Origin of the sequence: Microbispora corallina, from assembly GCF_016863035.1 — a bacterium.
Lineage (GTDB): Bacteria > Actinomycetota > Actinomycetes > Streptosporangiales > Streptosporangiaceae > Microbispora > Microbispora corallina.
Genome location: NZ_BOOC01000003.1, coordinates 407,399 through 418,541, shown reverse-complemented (window position 1 = coordinate 418,541; position 11,143 = coordinate 407,399). Strand labels below are relative to the sequence as shown.

The window sequence follows — 11,143 nt, the reverse complement described above, 5'->3', positions numbered from 1 at the left end:
AGGGACGTCCCCGCCCCGGCCGGCGGGAGGGCGGTCAGAGGAAGTAGTTGAGGTTGGCGACGGCCCAGAGGATCACGGCCGCGACCAGGCCGACCTTGACCATGGCGCGCACACCGCCCCAGGCCGCCGTACGCCGAGCCGGAACGTTCTTGACGGCCTGCCGCCACGTCCGCCACAGGTCGGCGGAGCGCTGCCACTGGCGACCTGCCGCGAACACCGCGAAGGCGACGACGATGAACAGCAGGACCCGTCCGTTCGCGTTCACGGGGCCACCTCCACGGGGGCGGGATGCACCAGGGAACCGCAGATCACGCTAGCCGTGATCACGATAGGTGGCCAGACGTACGCGGAAAGTGGGCATAAATCTCTCGCGCCGGACCGTCGCGCGGCGGGCGGGAGCACGGCTGAAACACGGCGAGCGCCACCCGCGACGCGAGCTGCGCCAGGAGCGGGAAGCCAAAGGCCCGACGACGGCGAGCGGGGCCAAGCCGGTGAGTCAGGAAGCCAAGGGCCGGACCACGGCGAGCGGGGCCAGGCGGGTGACGCCAGGGGGTGGGTCAGGAAAGCGGAAGGCTGGACGAGGGCGGGCGGGCGAGGAACGGAGTGATCCAGTCGGGGGTGACCTCGGCGGCGAACGCGACCCCCTGGTCCTCCCCCGCGTCGACCGCGGCGTAGCCGCCGCTGCCCGCGCCGACGCCCGCCACCACCGTCACGAGGCCCGACCTCCTCTGGAACACGGTCTGCCTGATCCGCCACCCCACGAGCGCCGGGCGTTCGACCACCGCCTGGGCACGGCGCAGGGACCCCGACCGGACCGAGAGCCGCAGGCCGTCGTACCCGTGTCCCAGGCTCCGGTAGCGGTCGAACGCCAGCGGCACGCCCAGGACGGCCGGCACGAGGGCCGCGACCGCCACCACCCGCCAGCCGAGCGCGAGTGCGACGGCCGCCACCGCGAGCCAGGGCGCGACCGCCCGGAACAGCCGCCGGCGCAGCGCGGGCCGGGGGTGGGACCGCAGCGGACCCGGAACGGGCCCGGCCACCTCGGCCGCCACCCGCTCGGCGTACGCCCGGGGCGTCACCGGCAGAAGCTGGCCGCGGGTCGCGGAGTCGCCGAGCCCCGTCACCAGCGCCCACAGCCGGACGACGCCGGCCCACCGCTCCACCAGACCGTCGGCCAGCTCGTACCCGCGGATCCTGCGGCGCTCCAGCGACACGGCGCGGCGGGTGAGCAGCCCGCGCTCGGCCACCAGGTAGCCCTCACGGGAGCGGAGCGTGAAGTTCCAGTTGAAGATCGCGTAGGTGAGTCCGCCGGCCACGGGCATGGCGAGCACGAGGAGGACGACGGCGGCGAACAGCAGGGTGGGGTGCTCCCACACCCAGCCCGCGGCCCGCCGGGCCGTACGGCCGGTCAGCCCGAACTCCTCACCCCATTGCAGGACGAACCCGGCCGCGCCGGCCGCCAGCGCGAACGGCGTCAGCAGGTAGGCGCCCGACAGCGGGCCGTACCGCAGCCAGGACGGGGGGACACGCGCGTGCAGCCGTTCAGGCGGCCCGGCGGCGGCTCCGGTGACCCCGGCGGCGGCCCCGGCGGCGGCCTCCGTGGTGATCGCGGCGCCGGGAGCCCGGCGGGCCAGCAGGACGCCACGGAGCGTTTCCGCCTCACGCGCCGTCACGGCGTCGAGCACACCTTCCTGCTCGTCGCCGCCCGCGCCCGTGTCGAGCTTCAGGACGGCGAGCCCGAGCAGCCGGTGGAGAGGCGACGCCGTGACGTCCACGCCCCGGATGCGGTCGAGGGGGATGGTCCGGACCGAGCGCCCGACGAAGGCGCGGGTGAGTTCCAGGCGGTCACCGTGGACGCGGTACGTGAAGGTGGCCCATCGGACGACCGCGTAGACGACCGACCCCGCGACGCCGATCGCCGCCCAGCCGAACGACCGGGGTGAGAACCCCCCGGCCAGCAGCACGCCCGCGAGCGGGAGCAGAAGCGACGGCAGCGTCCGTATCGGGTCGATGAGCAGGACCCGCGGGCTCAGCCGGCACGGTCTCCCGTCGTACGGCGAGGGGGCGGGGCGTGCGGGGCCGCTCATGTGGCGTCGTCCCTCAGCAGTTCCGCGCGGCGGGCCAGTTCCTCGGCCAGCCGGCCGGCCACCTCCGCGTCGAGCCCCTTGATCGTGGACGAGCCGGCGTGGGAGGCGGTGCGGATCCGCACCGTGGCCAGCCGCAGCGCCCGCTCGAACCAGCCCTGCGCCGTGTCCACCGTCTGGATCCGGCCGACGGGGACGAAGACCCACTCCCTGCTCAGCCAGCCGGACCGGGCGTACACGACGTCGCCGGACAGCTCCCACCGGTGGACGGCGTACCGGAGCAGCGGCTCCAGCACGACGAACGGCAGCATCACGGCCCCGACGGCGACGGGCAGCGTCCAGGCGTGCCGCGACAGCCATCCCGCGACGCCCGGCAGGGCGGCGCCGTCGATCCACAGCGCGGCGGCGGCCGCGCCGCCCACCAGCAGGACGAACCCGATCAGAGCCTCGACCAGCCACAGCGCGATCGCCCGCCGCGAGACGCGGTGGGCCGGATCCCGGAGGGGGCCTGTCACGCTCCCCACCCTAGGAGCCCGGCGCCTTCCGCGGTATGTCAGCGATCTGTCAGCGGACGGCGGTGGCCTCGGGCGTCGCTCAGCGAAGTGTCAGTGGCGTGGTCCACGGTGGGGGGTGACGCGAACTGAGGAGAGTCGATGACGCACGCGATCCAGGCACGGGACCTGGCCAAGCATTACGGGGAGACGAAGGCCCTCGACGGGGTGGATCTCGAGGTGCCGCAGGGCCGTCTGCTGGGGGTGCTCGGTCCCAACGGTGCGGGCAAGACGACGGCGGTGCGGATCCTGGCGACGCTGCTGCGTCCGGACGGGGGCCGGGCGCAGGTGTGCGGGTTCGACGTGGTCAAGCAGGCGCACCAGGTGCGGTCGCTGATCGGGCTGACCGGCCAGTACGCCGCGGTCGACGAGACCCTGACCGGCGTGGAGAACCTGGTGATGATCGGCCGCCTGCTGGACATGCCGCGCGCGGACGCCAGGCGCCGGGCGGCCGAGCTGCTTGACCGGTTCGGCCTGACCGACGCGGGCGGCCGGGCCGCCAAGACGTACTCGGGCGGCATGCGGCGCCGCCTCGACCTCGCGGCGAGCCTCGTCGGCAGGCCGCAGGTGCTCTTCCTGGACGAGCCGACCACCGGGCTCGACCCCCGCAGCCGCACCGAGCTGTGGGGCGTCGTGCGAGCCCTGCAGAGCGACGGAGTGACGGTCCTGCTCACCACGCAGTACCTGGAGGAGGCCGACCAGCTCGCCGACGACATCGTGGTGTTCGACCACGGCAAAGTCATCGCCGGCGGCACGCCGGACGAGCTCAAGGCCACGGCGGGCGCCCAGGTCCTGGAGGTGCGGCCGGCCGAGAAGGCCCACCTCGACCTCGTCGAACGGGTCGTGGGCGAGCTGCTCGGCGTCCCCCCCGAGGTGACGGGCGGGCTGGTGACGGGCTCGGTGCCCGATCCCGCGATCGTCCCCGCGATCGTCCGCCGCCTCGACGACCTCGGCGTGGTCGCCGCCGAGCTGTCCCTGCGCAAGGCGAGCCTCGACGAGGTCTTCCTCGCGCTCACCGGCCACCGCGCCGAGGAGCCCGGCGAGCAGGGCGAGGCCGCCGCGTGACCACCGTACGGCGACCGGCATCCCCGACATCTGAGGAGAGACCATGACGACGATCACGCGGACCGCGCCTGCGGTCGTCGCGTCCCCCCGGGTGCGGCCCGCGGCCACCGCCCGCCACGTGGCGACGCTGGCGTGGCGCAGCCTCGTGCAGATCAAACACAACCCGATGGAGCTGCTGGACCTCAGCGTCCAGCCGATCATGTTCCTGCTGCTGTTCACGTACGTGTTCGGCGGCGCGATCGCCGGGTCCACCGGGCAGTACCTGCAGTTCGCGCTGCCGGGCCTGGTCGCGCAGAACATGCTGTTCGCCAGCATGACGACGGCGGTCGGGCTGAACACCGACATCACCAAGGGCGTGTTCGACCGGCTGCGCACCCTGCCGATCGCGCGGTCGGCGCCGCTGGCCGGGCGGATCGTGGCCGACACCCTGAAGCAGGTGTGGGCGTTCGCCCTGTTCCTGGGCCTCGGGCTGGTCCTCGGGTTCCGGGTGCACACGGGCGTCGCCGGCGTCCTTGGGGCGCTGGCGCTGCTGCTGACGTTCGCGCTGGCGATGTCGTGGGCCGCCGTCCTGGTCGGGGTCACCGCGGCCGACCAGGAGAAGGTGCAGATCATGATGTTCTCGCTGATGATGCCGATCACCTTCACCAGCAACGCCTTCGTCCGCACCGACACCATGCCGTCCTGGCTGCAGAAGTGGGTGGAGATCAACCCGGTCAGCCACCTCGCCGACGCGGTGCGCGGGCTGCTCAGCGGCGGTCCGGTGGCCTCCGACGCCGTCACCTCGCTGTTGTGGGCGGCGGGCATCACGGTCGTGTTCGCCCCCCTCGCCGTCCGCGCCTTCCGCACCCGCATCTGACCCCCGGGCCGTGGTGGGGGCAGGTGCGGCGGGCGGCGCGGGCGGGGATCCCGCCGCGTCAACGGTGAGGGGTCAGGTGCGGCGGTCGGCGAGGGCGAGGATCTCGTCGCGGACCATGGCGCGGCCGCGCTCGTGGCACCGGGAGAACTCCTCAGGGCCGAGCGCGGCCGTCGCCGCGTCCACCACCCGTTCGTGGTCGAAGCCCACCACCTCGACGAACCCCCGGATCGTCCCGGCCCCGCCGAGCAGGGCGGCCGCGGCCGCGTGGTCGCCCTCCCGGGCCGCCAGCGCGGCGGACGCGACGACCACCTGCGCGAGCACCGGCCCGTCCTGGGACTCGACGGCCAGGTCGAGCGCCTCGCCCTGGAGCCTGCGCGCCCGGGCCGCGTCGCCCTCCTGCTCCGCCAGCAGGGCGAGGGACGAGCGCAGGACGGCGGCGAACTGCGCGGGCAGCGCCTGGGCGCCGGGCGCCCCGCCCACGCCGTCCGCCAGCTCCAACGCCCGCAGGTAGTGGCGCCGCGCGGCCTCCAGGTCGCCGTCCGCGCGGGCGAAGTCCCCCCGGATGTGCGTCACGCCCGCGACGCCCATCAGGTCGCGGGTGTCCTCGCACAACCGCTCGGTCTCGTCGAGCGCCGCGAGCGCGGCCTCACGCCGGCCGCACGCGTCGAGCGCGAGCGCCATGCGGGTCCGCATGTACGGGGTGTCCTCCACGGCTCCGACCTCGGTGACGAGGGCGATGGCCTCCTCCATCACGGGGACGGCCTCGGCCGGCCTGCCGCGCATGGTGCTGACCTCGGCCAGGGCGGCGAGCGAGTTGCCGACGCCCCACCGGTCCCCCACCTGGCGGAACAGGTCGAGGGACGTCCTCAGGTGGAGCTCCCCCTCCTCGGTCCGTCCGGAGTTGAAGCGCAGGTGGCCCCGGAACATGTGGGCGGCCGCCCCCACCCAGGGGTCGGGGTGCTCCAGCAGCTCCACCAGGTGCGCCTCCGCCTCCGGCTCACCGCCCACGAAGAGCGCGAGGATCGGCCTGGCCAGCGCCACCAACGGGTGCGGCGGGGGCCCGTCGTCCTCGGCGGCGATCCGGAGTGCTGCGGCGAGGCTTTCGCCCGCCTCCTCCAGTTGCATGGCGCCGCCGCGCAGGATGCCGTGCACCGCGTACGCGAGGGCGAGCCGCCGGGGGTCGCCGTCCCGTGCCCGCCGGACGACCTCGGCGGCCCGCTGGGCGCCCTCCAGCCGGTGGCCCACCAGCCACCAGTACCAGCCCATCGCGCCGACCAGGCGCAGCGCGAGGTCGACCTCGCCCTCCTCGGTCGCCCAGCGGAGCGCGGCGGAGAGGTTGTCGTGCTCGGCCGACAGCCGGGGCAGCCACTCCACCTGCTCGGTCCGCCGCAGGTACGGCTCGGCCGTCTCGACGAGGCCGGCGTGGAACAGGGCGTGCGCGCGCCGCATCCGCCGTTCCTCGCCCGACTCGGCCAGCCGTTCGGCGGCGTACGCGCGGATCGTCTCCAGCATCCGGTAGCGGCCCGCCTCGAACACCACGAGGGACTTGTCCACGAGCCTGCCGAGCACGTCGATGTCGCCCTCGCACACCAGCTCCGCCGCGTCGAGGGTGGCGCCGCCCGCGAAGACCGCCAGCCGCGCCGCGAGCGTGCGCTCGTCCTCGTCGAGCAGGTCCCAGCTCCACTCGACGACGGCGCGCAGCGTCTGGTGGCGCGGCATGGCCGTACGGCTGCCTCCGGTGAGCAGCCGGAAGCGGTCGCCGAGCCGGTCGGCGATCTGGGCCGCGGACAGGGCGCGCAGCCGGGCCGCGGCAAGCTCGATGGCGAGCGGCATCCCGTCGAGCCCGCCGCAGATGCGCTCCACGGCGTCCCGCTCGTCCTCGACCCGGTAGCCGGGGCGCACGGCCCGTGCGCGGTCGGCGAACAGGCGGACGGCCGGGCCGAGGTCGAGCGGCCGGACGGGCCAGAGCGTCTCGCCGGTGATGCCGAGGGGTTCGCGGCTGGTGGCGAGGACGCGCACGTTCGGGCACTCGGCCAGCAGCCGGTCCGCGAGCGCGGCGGCGGCGCCGATCACGTGCTCGCAGTTGTCCAGCACGATCAGCAGCGTGCGCGGCGCGGCCCAGGCGACGAGCCGGGTGGCGGCGTCGGCCTCCCCCGCGTGCTGCTGCGCCGCCCGGACGGCCACCAGGCCGGTGTCGCGCAGGCCGAGCGCGGCCAATACGGTGCGGGGCACCTCCTCCGGGTCGCGGACGGACGCCAGCTCGACCAGCCAGGCGCCGTCGGCCATCCGGGACGCGAACGCCTCCGCCGACTCGACCGCGAGCCGCGTCTTGCCGGCGCCGCCGGGGCCGAGCAGCGTGACGAGCCGGGTGGACGCCAGCAGCTCGCCCGCCCGCGCCACGTCCTCGTCCCGGCCGACGAAGCTGGTCAGCCGCGCCCTCAGGTTGCCCCGGCGCGCGACGTGGTCCTCGCCGTCCCTGTTCTCCCCGGTACGGCTCAGGGGGACGGCGTCGGCCGCCCCCTGCGAGAGCCGTACGGGAGGGGCCGCGGACGGCGGCGCCGCGTGCCCGGGGACCCGCATCTCACCGGAGGCGGGCGCGGGGCCGGAGGCCTGGTCGGAGACGGACGCATGGCCCGGCGCGGCGGCGTGCTCCGGGGCGGTGGGCGCGCGGCCCGGGGCAGGGGCGTGGCCGGAGGCCTGGCCGGGGCCGGGCGTGTGCTCGGGGGCAGGGGCGTGGCCGGAGGCGGGGGTGGGCGGGTCGGCGGCGGTGGGGTGGGCCGCGGACGGCGTGAGCAGCGCGGGGTCGCGGCGGAGCATCGCGAGGTGGAGCGCGGACAGAGCGGGTGAGGGGTCGGTTCCGAGCCTGTCGGCGAACGCCTCCCTCGCCTCCTCGTACGCCGCGAGCGCCTCGACGTGCCGTCCCGAGCCGTACAGGGCCCGCATGAGCTGGCCGCGGAGCCGCTCGCGCAGCGGGTGGGCGGCGGTGAGCAGGGACAGCTCGGGGACCAGGTCGCCGTGCCGCCCCAGCAGCAGGTCGGCCTCGACGCGGTCCTCGGTGGCCGTGACGCGCAACTCCTCCAGGCGGGCCACCTCGACCTCGCCGCCCGGCAGGTCGGCCAGCGGCGTCCCCCGCCACAGCCCGAGCGCCTCCCGGAGCGCGGCCGCGGCCCGGCCCGCCTCCCCCGCGGCGAGCGCGCGGCCGCCCTCCCGGGCCAGGCGCGTGAAGACGTGCACGTCCACCTGGTCCCGCGGGACGGCCAACCGGTACCCGGACGGCCCGCCCACCACGAGGTCGCGGTCGACGACCGCGCGCAACCGGGAGACCAGCGCCTGCAGCGCGTTGCCGACGCCGCTCGGCGGGCGGTCGTCCCACACGCCGGCGACCAGGGCGTCTGTGGAGACGACCCGGCCCGCGTCGAGCAGCAGGAGCGTCAGCAGGGCGCGCACCCGCCGCCCGCCGATCTCGACGAGCCGGCCGTCCTTCGCGCGCACCTCGAGGGGGCCGAGCACGGCGAAGCGAACCCGCGTGTCCAGCGTCGCCCCCTCCATGCCTCGATTGTGGCGGAAGCAGGGCCTCCCCCGCGTTCACAAGGGCCACCCGGCCTCATGACCGGCCGAATCGCCCGGACGAAAGGGACGAAAGTCCTCCCCATGGCAGTATGTGCAGGTGGCAGAGCTGGAGGGGCGTAGATAACCGTACGGATCGGCGCGATCGGGTCGGGGCACCATTCTGATCCGCGTAGCATCATCGAGCATGGGGTGGCCGAGAAAATCAGCGGTCGCGCGAGGCGTCATCGCCCTGACGACGGTGACGCTCGCCGCGTCGGGGTGTGGAATCCTCGGCGGCGGATCGCCGAGGAACCTCGACGTCATCAGTGTGTCGAGCCCCCGGTTCCGGGACGGCACCCCACTGCCGCACGACTACTCCTGCAAGGGAGGGCAGGGCAACCCGCCCCTCCGCTGGTCGGGAACGTCGGGCGCCAAGTCGGTGGCCCTCGTGGTCGACGACAACAACCCGCGAACGGGCTCGGAGGTCCACTGGGTGGTGTTCAACATCGACCCCGACACCACGGAGCTCGCCGAGAACGACGTCCCCCGGGGCGCCAGGCAGGGCATGACGACGGACGGCAAGATCGGCTATGCGCCCCCATGCGAGACCGACGGCAGCTACCGTTTCACCGTCTACGCCCTCAACGTCAAGCTGAACCTCCAGCAGGGAGCCTCCCTGGCCAAAACGCTGGAGGACATCGCCGACCACACCATCGCTCGCGGACGCCTCACGGCGTCCACCATCGAGTGACATGCTGGACACCGGAGGTAGTCGTGCTACACCAATCTTCACCTACTGTGTGACAACGGTCATTGTGGTCGAGCAGAATCGGATCCAATTGCTGAGCGCAGGTGGTCAAAGGGGGCAGGTCGCGTCGATGGCCGCGCGACCTCACCGGCGCCGCAGGAAGGCCATGGCCTTGAGGGTGGTGCTATGACTGCGGTCATTATGGGTCTTGTCGCCGTCGTGCTCCTTGTGCTGCTGGTCGTGGCACTGGGCATGCGGTCGATGAACCGCAGGGAGAGTGCGCTCTCGGCCGAGCGGATCAAGGCGATGGCGGAGAACAAGGGCCCCAAGCCCCGGCGGCCCGCCGAGGAGACGTTCTTCGAGAGCTTCCCCAAGGGGTTCGACGCGTTCGAGGAGCCGGCCGAGCGCGGCGCCTCCAAGCAGCGCTCCGGGGCCGCCCGCCCCGCGGCCCGGCCGGGCGGCCGTCAGGCCCGGCCCGCCCAGCGCGGTGGCAAGCAGCAGCCGGCCGCCGCCCGTGGACGCCGCGGCGTCGACGAGTGGGGCGAGCCCGACGACTACGACGACGACTACTGGTCCCGCGTGCGGGCGGACGAGGGCGGGTTCGGCGGCAGCATCGCCGCCCGGGTCGGCGCCCCCCGGCCCGTGTCCCAGCCCGACCGCCCCTCGGCCGCCGGCCGTGACGACTCCCCCGCCGGGGCGGACGCCGACGCGGTCACCGTGCAGGCCCCCCTGCCCCCGCGGCCCGTGGCCGACCCTGCCGAGACGACCCGGCCCAGCGCCGCCTCACTGGCCGACCAGAAGACCGTGACGTTCTCCGCGCCCACCCCCGACCTCCTCACCTCGCTCGGCTCCCCTGACCCCCTGACCCCCTCCGGCGCCGCCCCGGCCTCCCCCGCCTCCGGCCTGTTCGAGACCGGCTCGTTCGAGGCGTTCGACGCCGGGTCCTCCGGCCGCCGTACGACGGGGACGTCGAGCGGCTCCTTCGAGGCGCCGCCGCCACCCGCCGCCGACCCCCTCACCGGGCCGCGCCCGGCCCGCTCCGGCCGGTCGAGCCGCTCCTCCCGCGCCGCGTCCCGTCGCGCCGCCTCGGCCTCCCCGGCCTCGTCCGCGTCGTCCGCCTCGCCGCTGGACGCGGACCGCACCAACGGCGCGTTCGACGCCGGCCGCGCCGGCGGCTCGTTCGATGCGGTCCGCGGGACCGGTCCGTTCGACGCGACGACCCGTGGCACCGGCCCCTTCGAGGCCGCCTCGACCGGTTCGTACGGGACAGGCGCCTATGACGCCGGGGGCTCGTTCGAGTCCGCCCGCGGCACCGGGTCCTTCGACGCCACCGCCCGGGGCACCGGCCCGTTCGAGGCGGCGCGGGGCACCGGGTCCTTCGACGCCACGACCCGGGGCACCGGCCCGTTCGACGCGCCCGCGTCCCCGGCCACGTCTCCCTCGCTCTCCGTGCCCGACCCGCTCGCGACCCCGGGGACCGACGCGCTCGCCCCCCGGAGCACCGGCGGCTCCTTCGACAGCTGGAACGCCTACGACGCGCCGCGGGCCGACGCGTTCGACGCGACGCGCGGCTCGACCGGACCGTTCCCGGCGGCCGACACCGGCCCCTCGTACACCATCCCGTCCTCGACCAGCGTGTCCGGGACGGCGGCCGCTCCGGCCGCCGAGCCCGGCTGGCCGGTGAGCGGCAGCTATCCGCCCGTCCCCGCCGCCTCCACCCCGGCTGGCGGCTGGCCGGCGGCCCGCGACGTCCTCGACGATCCGGAGCCGCCGCGCGGCGCGTCCTCCTGGCCCAACGCGGAGACCTACCAGAGTCCCTCGTACGACGACTACTCGTCGACGTACTCGGGCACCGGCGGGTACGGCTCCCCGGCGTCCCCGCCCGCGCCGTCCGGCTCCACGTCGTCCCCGTCGTCTTCGGCCTCCTCGTCGTACGAGGTGAGCGCCGGCTGGGCGACCATCGACGACTCCGACAGCGCGGCCGGGCCGGGCTCCGGCACGCCGACCGGCTCCGGACGGGCGGTCTCCGCCTACGAGTCGGCCGGGTACGACGTGCCGTCCGGGCAGAGCTACTACGGCTACGACCAGCAGGCGAACGGCGCCGGTGGCGGCGACGCCCAGCAGGCGGCGTGGCCCCAGGAGGGCGCCGGGGCGGGCTGGCCGTCCTACGACGAGCTGTACGGCGACGCCTCCACCTCGACCGCGCGCCGTGGGAGCCACCGCACCCCCGACACCGACTATCCGGACTACTACCGCTGATTTTCCTCCGGCTTGCCTGAAGCCCGGGCGG

At 75.1% G+C, this 11,143-nt stretch carries 8 protein-coding genes; 4 read left to right on the top strand and 4 right to left on the bottom strand.

Annotated features, from left to right (window positions below; all coding sequences use genetic code 11):
• Positions 1-34: 34 nt before the first annotated feature.
• From Mco01_RS06000 to Mco01_RS05990, 3 genes are all read right to left on the bottom strand, one after another.
• On the bottom strand, positions 35-265 hold the full coding sequence (locus Mco01_RS06000) for a hypothetical protein (RefSeq protein WP_204055864.1): 231 nt from the start codon (positions 263-265) through the stop codon (positions 35-37).
• A gap of 292 nt (positions 266-557) precedes the next feature.
• Positions 558-2,087: a PH domain-containing protein gene (locus tag Mco01_RS05995; RefSeq protein WP_204055863.1), complete on the bottom strand. Its 1,530-nt coding sequence runs from the start codon at positions 2,085-2,087 to the stop codon at positions 558-560.
• Positions 2,084-2,599, bottom strand: a complete 516-nt coding sequence (locus Mco01_RS05990; protein ID WP_239103370.1) for a PH domain-containing protein — start codon at positions 2,597-2,599, stop codon at positions 2,084-2,086. Before Mco01_RS05990 ends, Mco01_RS05995 begins: the two co-directional genes overlap by 4 nt.
• A 138-nt stretch (positions 2,600-2,737) precedes the next feature.
• Between Mco01_RS05990 and Mco01_RS05985 the strand changes: the two genes are divergently transcribed.
• Entirely contained in the window at positions 2,738-3,700 is a 963-nt protein-coding gene (locus Mco01_RS05985; RefSeq protein ID WP_204055862.1) for an ATP-binding cassette domain-containing protein, read from the top strand.
• Between the two features lie 43 nt (positions 3,701-3,743).
• Positions 3,744-4,556 (top strand): ABC transporter permease, encoded by an 813-nt coding sequence (locus Mco01_RS05980; protein WP_204055861.1) that lies wholly within the window; start codon positions 3,744-3,746, stop codon positions 4,554-4,556.
• A 72-nt stretch (positions 4,557-4,628) separates the two neighbouring features.
• Here the strand turns inward: Mco01_RS05980 and Mco01_RS38960 are convergent, their stop codons facing one another.
• Positions 4,629-8,105: an AfsR/SARP family transcriptional regulator gene (locus Mco01_RS38960; RefSeq protein WP_239103369.1), complete on the bottom strand. Its 3,477-nt coding sequence runs from the start codon at positions 8,103-8,105 to the stop codon at positions 4,629-4,631.
• Between the two features lie 205 nt (positions 8,106-8,310).
• On the opposite strand from Mco01_RS38960, the gene Mco01_RS05970 reads away from it, so the two are divergent.
• Together Mco01_RS05970 and Mco01_RS05965 are read left to right on the top strand one after the other, a co-directional pair.
• Positions 8,311-8,856 carry a YbhB/YbcL family Raf kinase inhibitor-like protein gene (locus Mco01_RS05970; RefSeq protein ID WP_204055860.1) on the top strand — a complete coding sequence of 182 codons (546 nt, stop codon included), beginning with the start codon at positions 8,311-8,313 and terminating at the stop codon, positions 8,854-8,856.
• A gap of 183 nt (positions 8,857-9,039) precedes the next feature.
• Complete coding sequence (locus Mco01_RS05965; RefSeq protein WP_204055859.1) at positions 9,040-11,112, top strand: hypothetical protein; 2,073 nt, start codon at positions 9,040-9,042, stop codon at positions 11,110-11,112.
• Positions 11,113-11,143 lie beyond the last annotated feature (31 nt).